At 33.6% G+C, this 19,665-nt stretch carries 20 protein-coding genes; 1 reads left to right on the plus strand and 19 read right to left on the minus strand.

Annotated features, from left to right (window positions below; all coding sequences use genetic code 11):
- Positions 1-366: 366 nt before the first annotated feature.
- The 16 genes from AC1RP1_RS02750 to AC1RP1_RS02825 form a co-directional block, all read right to left on the minus strand.
- Positions 367-765: a hypothetical protein gene (locus AC1RP1_RS02750; protein WP_481761270.1), complete on the minus strand. Its 399-nt coding sequence runs from the start codon at positions 763-765 to the stop codon at positions 367-369.
- A gap of 791 nt (positions 766-1,556) precedes the next feature.
- The gene (rplS, locus tag AC1RP1_RS02755) at positions 1,557-1,904 is read right to left on the minus strand and encodes a 50S ribosomal protein L19 (RefSeq protein ID WP_057973468.1); all 348 of its coding nucleotides are present in this window, start codon (positions 1,902-1,904) and stop codon (positions 1,557-1,559) included.
- 130 nt (positions 1,905-2,034) lie between these two features.
- Positions 2,035-2,766: a tRNA (guanosine(37)-N1)-methyltransferase TrmD gene (gene trmD, locus AC1RP1_RS02760; protein WP_481761269.1), complete on the minus strand. Its 732-nt coding sequence runs from the start codon at positions 2,764-2,766 to the stop codon at positions 2,035-2,037.
- A gap of 2 nt (positions 2,767-2,768) precedes the next feature.
- A complete protein-coding gene (gene rimM / locus AC1RP1_RS02765; protein ID WP_481761268.1) occupies positions 2,769-3,284 on the minus strand; it encodes a ribosome maturation factor RimM in 516 nt (171 codons plus the stop codon).
- A 71-nt stretch (positions 3,285-3,355) separates the two neighbouring features.
- Complete coding sequence (locus AC1RP1_RS02770) at positions 3,356-3,601, minus strand: KH domain-containing protein (RefSeq protein ID WP_409022598.1); 246 nt, start codon at positions 3,599-3,601, stop codon at positions 3,356-3,358.
- 10 nt (positions 3,602-3,611) lie between these two features.
- On the minus strand, positions 3,612-3,887 hold the full coding sequence (gene rpsP / locus AC1RP1_RS02775; RefSeq protein WP_409022599.1) for a 30S ribosomal protein S16: 276 nt from the start codon (positions 3,885-3,887) through the stop codon (positions 3,612-3,614).
- A 139-nt stretch (positions 3,888-4,026) separates the two neighbouring features.
- Positions 4,027-5,463, minus strand: coding sequence for a signal recognition particle protein (gene ffh, locus AC1RP1_RS02780; RefSeq protein WP_481761267.1), 1,437 nt, complete (start codon positions 5,461-5,463; stop codon positions 4,027-4,029).
- A gap of 16 nt (positions 5,464-5,479) precedes the next feature.
- Positions 5,480-5,821, minus strand: a complete 342-nt coding sequence (locus AC1RP1_RS02785; protein ID WP_409022601.1) for a putative DNA-binding protein — start codon at positions 5,819-5,821, stop codon at positions 5,480-5,482.
- Between the two features lie 113 nt (positions 5,822-5,934).
- Complete coding sequence (gene ftsY / locus AC1RP1_RS02790; RefSeq protein WP_481761266.1) at positions 5,935-6,945, minus strand: signal recognition particle-docking protein FtsY; 1,011 nt, start codon at positions 6,943-6,945, stop codon at positions 5,935-5,937.
- Positions 6,946-6,976: 31 nt separating this feature from the next.
- The gene (smc, locus tag AC1RP1_RS02795; RefSeq protein ID WP_481761265.1) at positions 6,977-10,513 is read right to left on the minus strand and encodes a chromosome segregation protein SMC; all 3,537 of its coding nucleotides are present in this window, start codon (positions 10,511-10,513) and stop codon (positions 6,977-6,979) included.
- A 24-nt stretch (positions 10,514-10,537) separates the two neighbouring features.
- Positions 10,538-11,230 (minus strand): ribonuclease III, encoded by a 693-nt coding sequence (gene rnc, locus AC1RP1_RS02800; protein ID WP_481761264.1) that lies wholly within the window; start codon positions 11,228-11,230, stop codon positions 10,538-10,540.
- A gap of 140 nt (positions 11,231-11,370) precedes the next feature.
- On the minus strand, positions 11,371-11,613 hold the full coding sequence (acpP, locus tag AC1RP1_RS02805; protein WP_409022605.1) for an acyl carrier protein: 243 nt from the start codon (positions 11,611-11,613) through the stop codon (positions 11,371-11,373).
- Between the two features lie 56 nt (positions 11,614-11,669).
- Positions 11,670-12,683, minus strand: a complete 1,014-nt coding sequence (plsX, locus tag AC1RP1_RS02810) for a phosphate acyltransferase PlsX (RefSeq protein ID WP_481761263.1) — start codon at positions 12,681-12,683, stop codon at positions 11,670-11,672.
- Positions 12,684-12,704: 21 nt separating this feature from the next.
- On the minus strand, positions 12,705-14,741 hold the full coding sequence (gene recG, locus AC1RP1_RS02815; RefSeq protein WP_481761404.1) for an ATP-dependent DNA helicase RecG: 2,037 nt from the start codon (positions 14,739-14,741) through the stop codon (positions 12,705-12,707).
- Positions 14,742-14,813: 72 nt separating this feature from the next.
- Positions 14,814-16,496 carry a DAK2 domain-containing protein gene (locus AC1RP1_RS02820; RefSeq protein ID WP_481761262.1) on the minus strand — a complete coding sequence of 561 codons (1,683 nt, stop codon included), beginning with the start codon at positions 16,494-16,496 and terminating at the stop codon, positions 14,814-14,816.
- Between the two features lie 39 nt (positions 16,497-16,535).
- The gene (locus tag AC1RP1_RS02825) at positions 16,536-16,898 is read right to left on the minus strand and encodes an Asp23/Gls24 family envelope stress response protein (protein ID WP_057973455.1); all 363 of its coding nucleotides are present in this window, start codon (positions 16,896-16,898) and stop codon (positions 16,536-16,538) included.
- Positions 16,899-17,137: 239 nt separating this feature from the next.
- Here AC1RP1_RS02825 and rpmB point away from each other — a divergent pair, with 239 nt between their 5' ends.
- Positions 17,138-17,323 carry a 50S ribosomal protein L28 gene (gene rpmB, locus AC1RP1_RS02830; protein WP_057973454.1) on the plus strand — a complete coding sequence of 62 codons (186 nt, stop codon included), beginning with the start codon at positions 17,138-17,140 and terminating at the stop codon, positions 17,321-17,323.
- Positions 17,324-17,370: 47 nt separating this feature from the next.
- On the opposite strand, the gene AC1RP1_RS02835 is transcribed toward rpmB, so the two are convergent.
- The 3 genes from AC1RP1_RS02835 to rsgA are packed head-to-tail and all read right to left on the minus strand — an operon-like array spanning position 17,371 to position 19,569.
- On the minus strand, positions 17,371-18,024 hold the full coding sequence (locus AC1RP1_RS02835) for a thiamine diphosphokinase (RefSeq protein WP_481761261.1): 654 nt from the start codon (positions 18,022-18,024) through the stop codon (positions 17,371-17,373).
- A complete protein-coding gene (gene rpe, locus AC1RP1_RS02840; RefSeq protein WP_409022609.1) occupies positions 18,021-18,671 on the minus strand; it encodes a ribulose-phosphate 3-epimerase in 651 nt (216 codons plus the stop codon). Before rpe ends, AC1RP1_RS02835 begins: the two co-directional genes overlap by 4 nt.
- A gap of 10 nt (positions 18,672-18,681) precedes the next feature.
- Entirely contained in the window at positions 18,682-19,569 is an 888-nt protein-coding gene (gene rsgA, locus AC1RP1_RS02845; protein WP_481761260.1) for a ribosome small subunit-dependent GTPase A, read from the minus strand.
- Between the last annotated feature and the right edge of the window lie 96 nt (positions 19,570-19,665).

The following is a 19,665-nucleotide window of genomic DNA, read 5'->3' on the forward strand; positions in this document are numbered from 1 at the left end:
GTTCGTATAGATACTTTAAATCAGATAATTGATCATAAAAATAGAGAATATAAATCTTTAAAAACTCAGTTATTAGAAAACTATCAACCAAATAACAGTGAAATGGATACTGTAATAACCACTTTCATAAAGAATCCACATTATATTGAAAATATTTTTATCTTCAACTTATTAAAACGGTCCTATAGAAGGACTTAATCGAAAAATTAAAACACTTAAACGTAGCAGTTACGGTTTCGGAAACTGACATCATCTTTTTGAAAGAATTTTATTAATTCATAACTAAAAAAAGGAAATCCTTTTGGATTTCCCTTAATTAGATTAGACGTTTATTGTCTCACCATCACTATTTGACGCAGACCCAATTTAATCTACGCTTTTGATTATAAACAAAAGCCCTAATGTAATTCCCCATTCTATTACCAATATAATAATCAGTTCCCACAAAGGAATTATAGTTAATAACAAAAATGCACCACCTGGGAGTGAAAGTACTAATATACTCACTGTAATAATAAAAAAATATTTCCAAAAACGTTTTAAATATCTATTAGGCATTATAGCTAGGATTATTAACAATAAAAATGTTAATAATCCCATGACCACTGCCAAATCGTCCCATAATGTGCCTCCAAAATAATATGAAAATGGCGCTAATTTTCCATGTATTACTATACTTGGATAAATGAGACCACCATAACATAATCCACTAAAAAGAAGTAGTCCCCGAAGTATCCATCCGCTTGCTTCTTTAATTACTTTCATTTTAAAACCCCTCTCTCAGATTATTATGATGTTATTTTATGAATATCATTTGGCTTGAACGGACTACTAAAATTGCCAAGCAATCCATAATGTTTCTTTTTTCTATATGCCTCAACATGAGCACCCTTTTTGTATATTGCTGAAAAAAATCTTTCTTGCTCGCATGCTTTGCTTTGTCATCTTATGCAATCATTTCAGTAAGAGTAGTTTTAGCACCCGGCTTAACTTGATTTTCATATACAGGCCAAATAGATGAACTACACAAATCATAAAACTCTTGATAGTTCATATCCTATTGCTTAATTTTACCCTCTTTGACTCCTATATTATATGCTTTAGTTATATCACGGCTCATAAATGTATCCTGAGCATAAATATGATTAGGTACTAATAATACTGAACAAAACTTCATTAAAATAGCTATTACTTTAATACTTTTTCATTAACAACAATCTAACGCTATCATAATTTTAATGTTACTTCAAATAATTTAACTATAATATTAATCTAAGTTAATACTTTAAAAACTTAAAAAAGCCAGCCTCTTAAATTAATACTTTTTTCCGTAATGCACAAAAAGAATTAAAAAATTGATAAAAATATATCTATATGTTATTGAAAATATTAATTATAAACTTTAATTAGAAATCGAAAACTTATAATTTCTGCCCCTTTTCTGCCCCTTTTAGCGACTTTAATGCGACTTTTTGAAGCAAGGTTCAATTATATAGGTCTACCAAATTTTTAGACAAATAAAAAAGCCTTGATTACCAAGGCTTTTCAACGTCAATCTAACGGCGAGCTTCTTTAATACGAGCAGCTTTACCATTAAGGGCACGTAAGTAGTACAATTTAGCACGACGAACACGACCATGACGGATAACTTCAATTTTAGCAACACGAGGTGAATGCAATGGGAAAGTACGTTCAACACCGACACCGTTACTAATTTTACGAACAGTGTAACTTGAACTAATACCTTTACCACGGCGTTTTAAAACGACACCTTCGAAAAGTTGGATACGTTCACGTGTGCCTTCAACAACACGGGCGTGAACTCGAACAGTATCACCTGGGCGGAACTCAGGAATATCTGTACGTAATTGTGCTTCTGTAAGTTTTGCGATCATTGGACTCATAATTTGGATCTCCTTTTCAACAGAAATTCATTCACATTCACTATGCCAGCGGAATATCGTAATTTTATGTGGCTTTTAACCACTTTTAAAATTGTATCATATTACTTTATAGGCGTAAAGGTTATTTCCTTTACTTTCCAGATTTTATGTCAGCTAACCATTCAACTTGTTGTTTAGATAATTGAATATCTTTCAACAAATCTGGTCTTCTCTCAAATGTTCGTCTCAATGATTCTTTTTGACGCCATTCATCGATTAATTTATGATTCCCATTTGTTAGAACTTCAGGAACTTTCATCCCTCTAAAATCAGCTGGCCGTGTATATTGCGGATATTCTAACAAGCCGTTTGAAAATGAATCTCCGGGAGCAGATTCTTTATTGCCTAAAACTTCAGGTAACAATCGAACAGTCGCATCAATCATGACCATGGCTCCTAGTTCCCCACCCGTTAAAATGTAATCACCAAGTGAAACCTCATCAGTTACAAGTTCGCGGATACGTTCATCATAGCCTTCATAGTGACCACAAATAAATGTTAGATGTTCTTCTTTCGCAAATTCTTCAGCCACATTTTGGTCAAATTTACGTCCTGCTGGATCTAAAAGGATAACTTTACCTTTTGTGTCAGATTCCTTTTGAACAGCTTCTAAAGTGTCAAAAACTGGCTGTGCTTGTAATAACATACCTGCACCACCACCATATGGGTAATCGTCCACATGATTTTGTTTATCAGTTGTAAAATCTCTAAAATTAGTAATTTTTAAATCAAGAACGTCCTTATCAATTGCCTTACCAACAATTGATTGTTTCATGGGACCATCAAACATTTCTGGAAATAAACTCAAAACATCAATTTTCATATTTAGTCGTCCAATCCTTCTAAAAGTTCAACCGTTACAATATTGTTATCAATATCGACAGTTTTTATAACATCTTTAATAACTGGTAACAATAAATCACCCTGTCCCTGACGCTTAACAACCCAAACGTCATTAGCTCCTGGGCTTAAAATTTCATAAATAGAGCCAATTTTTTCTTCATTTTCATTTTGGACATCTAAGCCGATAATTTGATGGTAATAGTAATTACCTTCTTCTAATTCCCGAAGACCTTTATCAGCGACTTTAAGATCTAATCCTTTATACTTCTCAACCAGGTTAATATCTTGTAATCCTTCAAACGTCACGAGTTCAAAATTTTTATGATGTCTATAGGTCATAACCGTTAACGAAATAACTTGTTTTCCGCTCTTATCAAACAGATACAAGACGGTTCCCTTTTTAAAACGCTCAGAAACGAAGTCAGTTGTAGCCATAACTCTAACTTCTCCTTTGATTCCATGAGTATTGACGATTGTTCCTACTTGATAATAATCCATATTTACTCCTTTTTATTGTAAAATAAAAACTCCCAAACAAAACATTGCTGCTTCATTCAAGAGTTACTATTTTAATCTAATATGTTTAGACGCACTCGTTTCGAACTTGTTAAACGCACACCATAGATTATTGTTCTAATAGCTTGCGCAACTTGTCCGTGCTTCCCAATAATACGGCCAATATCATCTGAATTCACAGATAATTCAAAATAGACATAATGATCATCTTGTTTCTGTCCTATTTGGACATCATCAGGATTTTCAACAAGCGGTTTGACAATTGTTAAAATTAAACTTGTCACTTCTGCTTCAGTCATTTAATCGTCCTTATTTTTTAGAGAATTTAGCTTCATGGAATTTCTTCATGATGCCTGCATTTGAAAGAATGTTACGTACAGTATCTGATGGTTGTGCACCATTGTTCAACCAGTTTAAAATACTTTCTTCTTCAAGTGTTACTGTTTGTGGTTCTGTTAATGGGTTGTAAGTACCAACGTTTTCGATGAAACGGCCATCACGTGGTGAACGTGAATCAGCTACAACGACACGGTAGAACGGTCTCTTTTTAGAACCCATACGTTTTAAACGAATTTTTACTGACATTAATATACACCTCCTGATATCTACTTCAACAATAATTAATATACCAGTTATTTATCAGCTTGTAAAGGTTTTTTTCTTGACAGTTAAAATAAATTATCAAAATGTCCCTTAAGCCATACCAGTATTGGTTATTTAATGATTATTTTCTAGAGTTTTTATTTTTCTTCATACGTTTTTTCTTGTTTTTCTTGTTCTTACGAACCATAGAATTCATAGACATCTTAGCTAAGCGACCTGTTACGCCCTTGCCAAGCATCCCTTCCATACCTTCAAAATTACCGCTATTCATTTTCTTCATCATTTTCTTCATTTCGCCAAATTGCTTAATCATTCGGTTAACTTCAACAATTGGACGACCTGCACCAGCAGCAATACGTCGTCGACGACTGGGGTTCAAGATGTCTGGATTTTCGCGTTCTTTAGGTGTCATTGAGTATACTGTCGCACGCATATGGTCAATATCCTTGGGATCCATTTTAACATTCTTCATAGCTGGATTATTAGCCATCCCTGGAATCATCTTCATAATATCTTCCATAGGACCCATTTTTTGTAATTGATCCATTTGACTTAAAAAATCATTAAAATCAAATGTATTTTCTTGAAATTTTTCAGCCATTTTAGCTGATTCATTTTCATCAAAATCTTGTTGTGCTTTTTCAATCAGCGTGAGCATATCACCCATGCCTAAAATTCTTGATGCCATACGATCTGGATAGAATACGTCCAAATCAGTTAATTTTTCACCTTGTCCGATAAATTTAATTGGTTTACCCGTCACTGAACGAATTGATAACGCAGCACCACCACGAGTGTCACCATCTAATTTAGTTAAGACGACACCAGTAACATCTAATTGTTCATTAAAGCCTTTAGCAACATCTACCGCACTTTGTCCAGTCATTGAATCAACAGTCAAAAGAATTTCATTTGGGTTCGCTAAGGCCTTAATTTGAGCTAATTCGTCCATTAGCGTTTCATCAATTTGTAAACGACCAGCTGTATCAATAATAATGTAATCATTTTTATTTTCTGCAGCTTGTGCTAAACCTTGTCGAACAATTTCAACAGGGTTTACTTTTGTACCCAATTCAAAAACAGGTATTTCCAAATCTCGACCTAAAACTTGTAATTGGTCGATAGCAGCTGGACGATAAATATCGGCTGCTATCATTAAAGGTCTCGCATTTTCTTCTTTTTTTAATGTTAAAGCAAGTTTACCAGCTGTGGTTGTTTTACCAGCCCCTTGTAAACCAACCATCATAATAATTGTTGGTATTTTAGATGACTTGTTCAATGGAACAGCTGTTTCACCCATGACTTTAGTTAATTCTTCATTTACAATTTTGACGATTTGTTGTGATGACGTTAAACTCTCAAGTACTTCCGCACCAATTGCACGTTCACGAACAACCTTAACGAACTCTTTAACCACTGTAAAGTTAACATCGGCTTCAAGTAAGGCTAAGCGAATTTCACGCATAACCTCTTTTAAATCAGTTTCAGATATTTTACCTTTGCGACGGAGTTTCGTCATCGCATTTTGTAATCTTTCTGTTAATCCTTCAAATGCCATTTTTAACTACCTACCCTTACTCTTCGTCTAATTCTTCTAATTGATTAATTAGATCGGTTAATTTTTGATCCTCTTTATAAGTACTATCTGTGTATTGCTTAATTTGGTCTAATTTTTCATTACGTTGAATAAAATTATGATACAAATTCAACTTATCTTCATAATCTTCTAAAATTTTTTCTGTTCGTTTGATATTATCATAAACGGCTTGCCGACTAACATCAAAATTGTCCGCAATCTCACCAAGTGAAAAATCATCACCATAGTACATGGCCATATATTCAGCCTGTTTTTTAGTTAATAATGACTCATAAAATTCAAACAATGCATTTACTCGATTTGTTTTATCAATCGCCACTAAAAAAACTCCTTCGTTTTTGTTTCATTCAGTCCTACTTAGAAGGGTACCGATTTTAGCCCTAAACGTCAATAGCAAAAAGAAGTCCGATTAGTTTAATCTGACTTCTAAGATTATTCTTCTGTTGATTCAGGTTGTTCTTGAATAAGTCCTTTAAACAAACCATAAATGAAATCTTCTGCATTAAAATCACGTAAGTCATCCATTTGCTCACCTAATCCAGCAAGTTTTACTGGTAAATGCATTTCATTACGAATGGCTAACACGATACCACCACGAGCAGTTCCATCTAGCTTAGTTAATACAATACCACTCACATCAGTTGTTTCTTTAAATTGTTTAGCTTGGATTAAAGCATTTTGACCCATTGTTGCATCCAAAACAAGTAAAACTTCATGAGGTGCATCTGGAATTTCTCGAGAAATGATTCGTTTAATTTTATCTAATTCATTCATCAAGTTAACTTTATTCTGCAAACGACCAGCTGTATCAACTAGTAAAATATCGTAATCTTCTTCTTTGGCACGTTTTACCGCGTCAAAAATAACAGAGGCTGGATCACTTTTTTCTGGTCCACGAACGATATCGACATCAACACGACGGCTCCATTCAGCAAGTTGTTCTATTGCACCCGCTCTAAATGTATCTCCAGCAGCTAAGAGTACTTTTTTGCCTTCTTCATGATAACGGTGTGCTAGTTTCCCAATAGTTGTTGTTTTACCAACGCCATTAACACCAACAAATAAAATAACAGTTGGACCTGATTCAGCTTGCGCAATAGAATTATCTTCGTCTTTACCCTCTGATTCATACAAATCTACCAATTTTTCAATAATTGCTGCAGAAACAGCATCTGGATTGCTTACATTTCTTAATTTAACTTCTTCTTGTAACTCACGGCTAATTTTCATAGCCGTTTCAAATCCAACATCAGCTTCAATTAAAGTTTCTTCTAACTCTTCAAAAAAATCTTCATCGACTGTTCTAAAATTAGCAAACAGTGAGTTTAAGCGTTGTCCAAAGGTTTTTCTTGATTTTTCAAGGCCTTTATCATATTTTTCTTGTTCAGATGATTCTGGTTCTTCACCTGTAAAAGCTTGCTTAATTCTACTAAATATTCCCATCTGTAGCGCCTCCTAATCTTTTATTAGTATATCAAACCGTTTTGTCTAATGATACCGAAACCATTTTAGAGATACCAGACTCTTGCATTGTAACACCATACAAAATATTAGCTTCAACCATTGTTCCATTTCGATGCGTTATCACAATAAATTGCGTTTCTTGATGAAATGATTTTAGATAACTAGCAAATCGAGCTACATTTGCATCGTCAAGCGCAGCTTCTGCTTCATCCAAGATACAAAAAGGAACTGGTTTTACTCTTAAAATAGCAAATAGTAGCGTAATTGCGGTCAAAGCTTGTTCTCCGCCAGAAAGTAAACTCAAACTTTGAACTTTTTTACCAGGCGGCTGCGCTAGAATATCAATTCCAGTTGTTAAAAGATTTTCTGGATCAGTTAATTCTAATCTAGCTTTACCACCACCAAACATAACAGGGAATATCTCCTCAAATTTCTTAGAGATATCAATAAAACTAGCTTTAAATCTTTTTTCAACTTCAGTATCCATATCCATCATAGTTTTCTTTAATTGTTCATCGGCTTCTAATAAATCATTTTGTTGGTCTAATAAGAATGAGTAACGTTCATTAACTCTTTCAAATTCATCAATCGAGGCCACATTAACCTCACCAATTTCTTTTAGCCCTTTTCTCAATAATTTTTGTTGCGCCAAAATTTGTTCAAGAGGTTGCTGACTTTCTAATTTTTCAGCCTCTTCAAAAGTCTGTTGAAAATCACTAGCTAGCTTAGCTAGAAACTCATCAAGCGACTCATTAAGTTGTTGTTGTTGATTTTCAGCTTTGATTTTATCTGCAATAATATTTCTCTGCAACTCAGATAAACGAGATAAATGGCTATTTTCTTCAGTTAAAGTTTGATTAATATTAGTTCTGTTCTTTTTAAAATCAGCTAACTTTAAATCGGCTTCTTCTGCTTGCCTTTGAAATTCTTGTAATTCTTTTTGGATATCTTTTTCTTTCACCTGACTATTTTCGGTATTTCTGAGTAAGTCTTGATGTTGTTGATTTATCAATGTAGCTTTATCAACTAATTCCTGAATATCGTTATTCAGCAGCATAACATTAGCGTGTTGCTGTTTTAATTGTTCTTGGAATACTAATAAACTTTCACGATGGTTTTGTTTCTTAACTTGTTGCTGCTGTTCAAATTGATTACTATTTTTTAATTGTAAGTCAATATCAGAAATATCATTATTTGCTACTTGTATTTGTCGTGCTAATTCAATAATTTTTTGTTCATTGTCTTTAAATTTTATTTGGTTATTAATTTTATCAGTTTGATTTTTTTCAAATTCATCATATTTTTCAGTCGTTTTAAGTTCTTGCTGTTCTAAAATTAACCGACTAGTTGTTAATTTAGATTGTGTTGTTTGATATTGACTTTTTAAATCAACAACAATCAATTCAAGCGACTCGATCATTTCTTTTTGCTTTTCAACAGTCACTCTAGCTTCATTGCCACGAACTTCACGAGCCTCTAATTCTTGTTGCATTTTTTGGATACTTTCATCTAATTGTAGAATAGTTTGCTTCTGATTTAACAATCCACTGGTATGTTGCTGTTTACCACCAGTTATTGCACCACCTGCATTTATTACTTCTCCAGTCCGTGTGACAACTTTAACTCGATGATTCAAATCACGACTAACTTTAATTGCCGTATCCATATCTTCAACGATAATTGTTGTCCCTAGCAAATACTGACTAATTTCAATAAATTGAGGTTCAACTTTAATTAACTCTGACGCAATACCGATGACTCCTTCATACTTTAAGACGAAACGTTGTGCATCACCGATAGAACGTCCCTTAATAGCTGAAATAGGCAAAAATGTTGCCCGACCAAATTTATTATCCGTTAAAAATTTAATTGCATTCTTTGCAACAGACTCTTCTTGCACAACTACCTGTTGTAATTGCGCACCCAATGCTGTCTCTATTGCTTGATTAATTTCCTTTGGGACCGTAATTAATTCTGCCACTGAACCATATAAACCAGGAAACTTATTTTTTTCTTTTAAAATTGCTTTAACGCCTTGATAATAGCCGTTATAACTATTTTGCGTCAAAAGTAGATTATCCTTTTTATTTTTCGCCTGTACTAAAACGTTTGATGCTTCAAACCATCTACGTTGCTGTGCCTCGTAAGAATCGTTATTTTTTTTCAAGGCAATCTTTAATTTAGCTAATTCTTTTTCTTCATTAATTAATTTATTATCAATCAAATTAAATTCAGTTTTTTTAGTTTTAAAATCGTTTTTTGCTTGTGTTAAATACTCTTGTTCAGTAGCTAATAAGTCATCATTAACCTTAGCCTGTGAATCAAAATTTAATGTTTTTTGTAAAAACTCATTCTCACTTTGTAATCGTGTACGTTGTTGAATAGTATCATTAACAACGCGCCTTAATTCTTTTGAACGATCTTGTCCAGAAATATCCGCTGTTTCTAACGTTTTATCAATCGCTTCAATAAACATGTTCTCATCAGTAATATTTTTCTGTAAAGCTAATGACCGCTTATCTAAATTAGCTAATGACTCTTGTTTCAAAATAATTTGTTCATTCACCGATTCTTGTTCTTTTTTTAATTCTGTTATTTTTTGCTTTTCAAAATCTTTTTTTTGAGTTGATATATTACTTTGACCCATCAACCGTTCTTTATTAATTGTTAAATCTAATAGTTTGTTTTGTGTATGATCAATCATTTTTTCAATATTCTCTAGTTCTGAGCGATAACCTGCAATTTCATGTTCTTTTACAGTGACCTTAGTCTTATAATCACTATCCATTTCAAGTAACTTATCTAACGAATGTGTGACATCCCTTTTTAGTTGCGATTGCCTTTTAATTTCTTTAACCAACCGACTAAGTTCTAACTCATCAAATTGCTTTTTTTGAGATAAATAATCCTTTGCCAAACTACTTTGCTCACGTAAAGGTTCAACTTGTCCTTTAAGTTCAAAAATAATATCAGAAACCCGGTTAAGATGACCTTTTGTTTCTTCTAATTGGCGAGTGGCAATATTTTTTTCTTGTTTATATTTTAAAACACCAGCAACTTCTTCAATAATCGAACGTCTGTCTTCGGGCTTACTATTAAAAATTTCAGCAACTCTACCCTGAGAAATGATTGAAAATGACTCTTTTCCAAGACCAGTATCCATGAATAGATTGGTTATATCTTTAAGACGACACTGCTTTTGATTAATTAAAAACTCGCTGACACCATCTCTAAATAATCGTCTTGTAACGGTTATTTTTTCAGGATTATCTTGAATATAAAAATCAGAATTATCAAAAATAATACTAACTTCAGCACGATTAACTGCTGATCTGTTCCCTGAACCAGCAAATATAACGTCAGGCATTTTATTTCCACGTAAATTTTTGGCTGATTGTTCACCAAGTACCCAGCGAATTGCTTCAATAATATTACTTTTACCGCTACCGTTAGGACCGACAATACCAGTCATCCCGTCTTTAAATTCAATTGTTGTTTTGTCTGCAAATGATTTAAAACCATTAATGACTAAAGACTCTAATTTCATCCGTCACTAACCCCCTGAACATTTTTACTTTCTGAGTAATCCTAATGCATTACTTGCTGCTTGTTGTTCTGCAACTTTTTTAGAATGTCCTGCCCCTTGTCCAATGATTTTGCCATCAGCACTGACAGACATAACATATTGTCTGTCATGCTCTGGACCAAGGTCATCAACAACATCATAGGTAATGACAACATCACCATCTTTTTGTAAAAACTCTTGTAGCGACGTTTTATAATCCATAACATGGTCAAACCAGCCTAAGTCTAATTTTGGAAAAATAACTTTCCTGATAAATGTTTCAACAGCTAATTTACCTTGATCTTGATAAAGCGCTCCTACAAAAGATTCAAAAATATCACATAATAACGCAGGTCTTTGACGTGCATTTGATTTTTCTTCACCTTTACCTAAACGAATAAATTCATCAAATCGGCATTCTTTAGCAAATGCGCTGAAACTCTCTTCACATACCATTGCAGCTCTTAGACGCGTTAATTTCCCTTGTGGCAGCATTGTATACCGCTGATATAAATATTCTGAAACTGTTAATTGTAAAACAGCGTCTCCTAAAAATTCAATTCGTTCATAAAATTTTAAATTTTCTTTGGGATGTTCATTTACATATGATGCCTGTGTGAATGCTTCATCTAATAAATCCGTATTCACAAATTTAATATTAAAATCTTCTGCTAACATTTCATTTAAACCTTTAATCATTATTATCCTCCGTTATTATCATTATTGCTCTTACAATTATACCTGTTTTAATCACTAAAAGGTACTCCATACAAAAAAAGCGCTGACAAATATCATTGTCTAACGCTTTTAATGAACGATTTAATATACGTGTTGAATTATTATTTTTGGTTAGCTTTAATAAAAGTGACAACGTCTCCGACAGTTGTTAAACTTTCTGCATCTTCATCAGAAATTTCTGCACCAAATGTATCTTCAAGTTCTAAAACGAACTCAACAACATCAATTGAATCTGCATCTAAATCCTTTTTAAAATCTAAGTCATTCGTAATTTTTTCTACTGGCAAATCAAAATGTTCGTCTATAATTTTAACAATTTTTCCAAAAATTTCTTCTTCTGTCATTCCAATAGCCTCCTTTTGAATCATGACGTAATTTTAACCATTTTTCAGAGAAATGTCTAGTTAATTTTATTTTCACTAGTTTCCTTTTCAAAATAGTTAACAATATTAGGTACTACATCTGTATTAACCATATCATTGATTTGGTTAATTGTGTAATAAACAACTTCAGCCTTACTTGATCCATGTGATTTTACAACTGGTGCTTTAATACCTAGTAAAACCGCACCGCCATACTTAGGTGAATCCATTTTATTCTTCAATTGTTTTAAACTTGGTTTCAGTAAAAGTGCACCAATTTTAGCACGCAAGCCACCACTCATAATGGCACTTCTGAGTAATGAAAACATTCCTAAAGCTGTCCCTTCAACGGATTTTAAAACAGCATTACCTGTAAATCCGTCAGAAACAACAATATCAGCTTTACCAGAAAGCAAATCATTAGATTCAATATTACCCACAAAATTTAATTCGGTATCGTTTTGTAATAATTGGTACGCTTCTTGCGTCACTTTGTTGCCTTTATGTGGTTCTGTCCCATTATTTAATAAACCAATTTTAGGATTACTAATATGGCGAACATTTTTAGCGTAATAGTTACCTAAGACAGCATATTGATGCAAGTGTTCAGGTTTACTATCCGCATTGGCTCCAGCATCTAATAAATTTACAGTATTATCACTAGAAATAACTGGCAATGTTGCTAATAAACCAGGTCGTGGAATACCCTTAATACGGCCAATTATAAACAAACCAGCAGCAAGTAGTGCCCCTGTATTACCGCATGAAAATACGGCATCATTCTCACCATCTTTAACAGATTGAGCTGCTAAGACCATTGATGCTTTTTTCTTTGAACGAATTGCCTTAACTGGTTCATCATTCCCATCAATTTCCTCATCCGTGTGAACAATTGTGATATTTTTATCATCTTTTAAGAATTCACGAATTCTTTTTTCATCTCCGTACAACGTAAATTGAATGGTGCTATCTTCGTCTCTAGCACGTTCAACGCCCTCGACGATTGATTGCGGTGCAAAATCGCCGCCCATTGCATCAACTGCTAACTTCATAATTATATTCTCCTAACTTATTTAATCGAATTTTAAATCTGTATTTTGATGGTTTTTTAAATAATCGTTTAGTGGTTTAAATTCAGGATTACTTTCAAAGTCATCTCTAAAAACTATTTCGTGCGCTTCTTGTTGGGCCACTTGTAATGCATTGATATCACCTATGGGATCACCGATTTTAAAATCAGGTATTCCAGATTGCTTACGGCCTAATACATCGCCAGCACCTCGCAACTCTAAATCTTTTTGCGAAATGACGAAACCGTCTGTTGTCTCTGTCATAATTTGCATGCGCTGTCTTCCAAAATCATTTTTAGGATCAGCAATTAAAATACAATAAGATGCTTTCTTACCACGGCCAACCCGACCTCGTAATTGATGTAATTGCGCTAACCCAAACCGTTCAGCATTATGAATCATCATCACAGTAGCATTAGGTACATCAACGCCGACTTCGATAACCGTTGTTGAAACCAATATTTGATATTTATTGGCCTTAAAATCGGCCATAATCTGATCCTTTTCATCATTCTTCATTTTGCCATGCAGTAATCCAACTTTATATTTTGGCTCAAATATTTCTTTCATATTTTCGTATAAAGCTAATGCATTTTTTAAATCTAGTGTTTCAGATTCATCAATTAGTGGTGTAATAATATAAGCTTGTGAGCCTTGAATCAACTGTTCTTTAATGAGATCGATTCCTTTACCTACTTGAGAACTCTTTAACCAAGATGTCGAAATAGGTTGGCGTCCTGCAGGTAGTTCATTAATCGTAGAAACATCCATTTCGCCATAAGCAGTGATTGCTAGCGTCCTAGGGATTGGCGTGGCCGTCATTGCTAAAACGTCCGGTTCAGCCCCCTTCTCTCTTAAAATGCGACGTTGATTCACACCAAATCGGTGTTGCTCATCAGTAATAACTAATCCAACGCGACTGAATGACACATCAGGTTGAATAATCGCATGTGTTCCAATAATTAAATTAACCTCACCTGATTCAAGATGTGCTAATAGTTCACGTCTAGCTTTAACTTTCATTGACCCAGTTAAAAGTGCAACATTAACTGGGAAATCTGCGAATAAGGTAGCCATGTTATTGGCATGTTGTTCAGCTAATATTTCTGTTGGCGCCATTAAAACGGCTTGATAGCCCGCCGTAATAGCCGCGTACATCACAATTGCTGCAACAATTGTTTTACCTGATCCAACATCACCTTGAAGTAATCGATTCATATGGATTGGTTGTTTCATGTCTGAACAAATTTCATTAACGACTCTTTTTTGAGCTGCCGTTAATTCAAATGGTAACGTCTGAATGAATTTTTTCAATTCATTATTTTGATAGTTAATTTTAATACCATCATTTTTAGTATCATTTCTTTTAATATACTGTAATTTCAATTGAAATAAAAAGAACTCTTCAAAAATAGCCGTCCGTTTGGCATCATGAAAATCTTTTTCATCCTGTGGAAAGTGAATATCATGTAACATCGTCTTACAATCAATTAAACGATACTTTTTAATCAGGTCATTTGGTAATATTGAATCAATTTGATTCGCATATTGCTCAAATGCTTGTGTAATTAACTGTCGAATTGCCGATTGATGAATATCTTTGGAAGAACGATATATCGCTGATAACCTATCATCATTTTGCTTCGTCAATAACTTCATCCCAGATAAACTTTTTCTTTTATCATCCCATTTACCATACACAGCTACTTCTTTACCAATCTCAAATTGTTTTTGCAAAAAAGGCTGATTAAAAAAACTAACGGTTATATTATCACTATCAATTAGTAATCTAACGTTTAACAGATTTCTTTTCTGACCAAACCGAATTAAAACTGGTTCAGAAGAGACAATTCCTTTTAGAGTTACTTTTTCTTGATCAGTAATTTCAGATAATTTTTTTGCTTTTAAATCGTCATAACGATACGGATAAAATGTTAATAAATCTATGATTGTATTAATTCCTAATTGATTAAGTGCAGTCAATTTTTTAGGCCCAACACCAGTTAAAACACTAACTGAATCATTCAATGATGACATTATGATACCTCACTTTCTACGGAATATAAAAAGCAGGAGAGAACATAGTCTCATCCCACCTTTACTTTTTACTATTTATTCAACTGAAATTAGGTATGGATAGACCGGTTGGTCTCCTTCGTGAATTTCGACTTCTAAATCTTCATCAATTTCATAAATGGCTTCTTCGATTTCTTTAGCTTCGTCCTCAGAACCGTCTTCACCCACAATAATTGTGATAATTTCGCTGTCTTCATCCAACATTTCTTTAGTCATTTCAATTGCAACTTTTTTACGATCATTATCGGTTACTTTGATGCTACCATCAATAATACCCATATAATTATCTTTTTTAATCTCAATACCTTCAATTGTTGTATCTCTAACTGCAATTGTTACTTGACCAGAAGTTACTGTATCCAAGTTTTCAATCATAGCATCTTTGTTTTCTTCTAATGTACTATCAATATTAAAACCAAGCATTGCTGTCATTCCTTGAGCGATTGTACGACTTGGTACAACAACTGTTGGAACTGTTGAAACTTCAACAGCTTGTTCAGCAGCTAAGAAAATATTTTTATTATTAGGTAAAATAATCACATTTTTAGCTTTAGTTGCTTCAATTGCCTTAACAATATCTTCCGTACTTGGATTCATTGTTTGACCACCACTTAAAATATAAGAAACGCCTAAACTTTTGAAAAGTGTCGCAACACCAGAACCAGATGAAATTGAAATAACTGCAATTTCGCTAGGTACTGCAGTTTCACTTGTTTCTTCAGTCTCTTCTTCATCATTTTCCAAAATTGTCTCATGTTGTTGACGCATATTATCAACCTTAACTTTGATTAATGAACCATAATGTTGACCATAAGTCATCACTTCACCAGGATTTTCTGTATGTACGTGAACTTTAACAACTTCATCATCGGCCACAACAAGAAGAGAATCACCAATTTCACTTAAATGATTTCTAAATTCATCATAATCAAATTTACGATCAACTAAACGACCAGCACCCAATTTAAGCATGATTTCTGTACAATAACCAAATTTAATATCTTCAGTACTTAATTTACTTTGAACACTCTGATGGTGACTGGCATTAACCATTTCATCCATTTCTTTTTCATTTGGTTTGTATTCTTCACTAATTGTTTCCTTACCAGTTAAGGCATCAAAGAAACCTTCATAAACAAATGTTAATCCTTGACCACCTGAATCAACAACACCAACCTCTTTTAAAACAGGTAATAAATCCGGTGTTGTTGCTAATGCTTTTTTAGCAGCTACATAAGTTGCTTCCATAACGACGATAACATCATCGCTCTCAGAGGCAGCTTTATTTGCAGCCTTAGCGGCTTCTCTTGCAACTGTTAAAATAGTTCCTTCAGTTGGTTTCATAACGGCTTTATACGCGACTTCTACGCCACCTGTCAAAGCATCTGACAAATCAGTAGCAGTTAAAACCTCTTTAGCTTGGATCCGTTTATAAAAGCCTCTAAAAATTTGTGATAAAATAACGCCTGAGTTGCCTCGAGCACCCATCAGTAAACCTTTAGCTAAAATCGAAGATAGTTCACCAACATGTTCAGAAGGTGAATCTTGAACATACTTTGCCCCACTTGCGAACGAAAGGTTCATATTTGTACCTGTATCACCATCTGGCACTGGAAATACATTCAATGAATTAATAAATTCGGCATTTTTAGCCAATCGTTGTGAGCTAATTTGGACCATTTTTCTAAATTCTTGGTCCGTAATTTTCGTAACAGTCACTTCTTTTTCCTCCTTGGTCACTACTAAAATAGCTAGTTACTAATCGCCTAGTACGCGAACGCCTTGTACTAACACGTTAACTGAATTAGCAGATACACCTAGCATTGTTTCTAAATTATACTTCACTTTTTCTTGAACATTACGACAAACTTCAGATATTTTTGTGCCATAGCCAACAATAATGTAGACATCAATAGCAACACCATTATCTTCCTGGCGAACAACAACACCTCTAGAATAATTATCTCTTCTTAAAATTTCATTCACATTGTCACGAATTTGGTTTTTACTTGCCATTCCGACAATCCCAAAAATTTCAGTTGCGGCACCGCCGACAACTGTCGCAATAACTTCATTATCAATATCAATCGTACCGAATTGCGTTTTGATCTTAACAGCCATAAGAATAGCCTCCTTATATTTTCACACAATCAATAAGAGTATTTTATCATAGGATATGGTAGAATAAAAGAAAAATAGCATCTAAGAAAATTCTATTCCCCTACCTTCGGGAATTTCAAGCTGTCAAGCAAATTTACTTGAAAGAAAAGTATTGCATTATATGGCTAAATATGATATTTTTGTTTAGGTAAGTAAGCATAGCTTTGCTTTTTAAGTGAATTGCAGAGGAGGATATGAATATGGCAAAAGATTTTATTACAGGACGTAAGACTACTTTCGGTAAGAAACGTTCTCATGCATTGAACCAAACAAACCGTAGCTGGAAACCTAATTTACAAAAAGTTCGCATCTTAGTTGATGGTAAACCTAAAAGAGTTTATGTATCTGCTCGCGCTTTAAAGTCAGGTAAAGTTACCCGTGTTTAATTCAATTTAAAAAGACTCAGCATTTATGCTAAGTCTTTTTTTTTGCTCTATTTTTCGTCATCACGACTTTGAATCACAATAATAATACCAGATTCAAAACTAAACTCACCTGTATCCCCCATAAATTCATTACTTGCTAATGAAATCGGGTTCACAAAATTAATTTGATTCAATGTATACTTCTCATCTATTAAACTCAATTTTTTAACTGGTGACAGTGGAATAAATGCAAGATATTTTTTATCATCTTCTTTTATTAACTGATACTTACCAGATTTAAAGAATCGAATTGAATTTTGTTTATCAACTAAACAAATTTTTTCAAACATTGTATTAAATGGCTCTCTAAAAATAAAAAACAAATTAGCCAATAAATGATCAATTCGACCACCTGTAGCGCCATAAATCGTCACTGAATCAAACTCAAATTCAGATATGGCTTCTCTCAAAGCAAATTCAGTATCTGTATCATCTTTTTCAGGATTAGCTATTTTAATTTTTTTACTATGATTAGATACTAAATTAAATTCACTTTCAGTCATTGAATCGAAATCACCAATCGATAGCTCAGGTGTAATACCTAGTTTTATTAATCGCAATGCACCTCTGTCAACACCAATCCACGGTCCACGAACGTTACCATCCACTAATTCCTTAGGCCACTGTTCCTTAGGTCCACCGACTAAGATATTGAGTTTCATTTGGTTGCTTCTCTTAACTTATTAATTTGTTCAGTTGGATTATCACTATTGTAGATGTATGAACCAGCTACTGCGACTGTTGCACCACTATCAAGACATTCCTTAATCGTTTGATCATTAACACCACCATCAACTTCAATATCAAAATCATAATTTTGAACTTGTTTGATACGGTCTAATTGGTCAATTTTACGTTTCATTTCTGGAATAAATGATTGTCCCCCAAATCCAGGGTTAACAGTCATCACTAATACTTGATCAACAAGTGGCAAAATTTGTTTAATTGTCTCTAGGGATGTTCCTGGGTTAATAACCACTTCAGCTTTCACACCTAATTTTTTAATATGTTGAATAACACCAAAAATATGGGGAGTTGATTCAACATGAACCCCAATAATATCAGCACCTGCCGCAGCAAATTCTTCAATATAAGATTCTGGATTTTCTACCATCAAATGACAATCCAAAACCATTTTTGTTAATGGTCTAATTGCTTCAACGACGTTTGCACCAAAAGTTAAATTAGGCACAAAATGGCCATCCATAATATCAATATGTAAATATTCTGCACCAGCTTGATCAACAACTTTAATATCCTTTTCCAAGTTTGCAAAATTAGCGCTTAAAATAGAAGGTGATAATTTCATTTTGGTCATCTCATTTCTTATAGTTTGGTTTTTGATCAACAATTAATTGATTAAATTGTAAATAATTTTTGTACCGACTCTGTAATAAATTACCTTGTTCAAGTGCTGCTTTAACTGCACATTTAGGCTCCTTAATATGCAAACAACCTCTAAATTTACAGCCAACAGATAGTTCATTTAATTCTGGAAATAACTTTGGTAACTCTTCTTTTGACATATCAAATAAATCAAAAGAAGAAAATCCAGGTGTATCAGCAATTAGCCCACCTGCAATAGGCATTAATGTTACCTTACGAGTAGTATGTTTACCACGATGTAAGGCTTTTGATATCTCAGCCGTCTGCAACTCCAACTCTGGCATAATTTTATTTAGTAATGTTGATTTTCCTGCACCAGTCTGACCCATTACGACTGCAATTTTACCCGGAAAGGTATCTTGTAATTCTTTAACCACAACATCTTCATTTTTACCAAATGGAAAAAATGTTGGATAGATTTGACTATAAGCTTCAATAATACTGCTTATTTCAACTACTTTCTCTTCAGGAATTAAATCGCCCTTTGAAAAGTATAAGACTGGCTTAACATGATGCGATTCTAGCATAATTAATTGTCTATCTAATAGATTGCTTGAAAATGCTGGTTCAACACATGACGTTACAACAATTGCTTCATCAATATTAGCTACTGGTGGTCGAATTAAGCTGTTTTCTCGATCATGAATATTAAGAATATAGCCTTCTTTTTTATTTTCAGCTTTGAAGTCAACCCAATCGCCAACTAGTGGTGCCTGGTTAGAATTTCTAAAATTACCTCGAGCCCTTGTTCGATAAGTTTCGCCTTCGACATCAACGTCGTAAAAGCCACTTAATGATTGTCTAATCTGACCTGTTACCAATAAATTAACCTCCTTTAACTGGACTCATGTAACCGTTTTATATGATTAATTAAAAAATAGATTAGAAGTTTACCCTCTAATCTAATTTTACCACAT

It is taken from the genome of Dellaglioa sp. CoH-56-MRSF-13 (assembly GCF_056782095.1).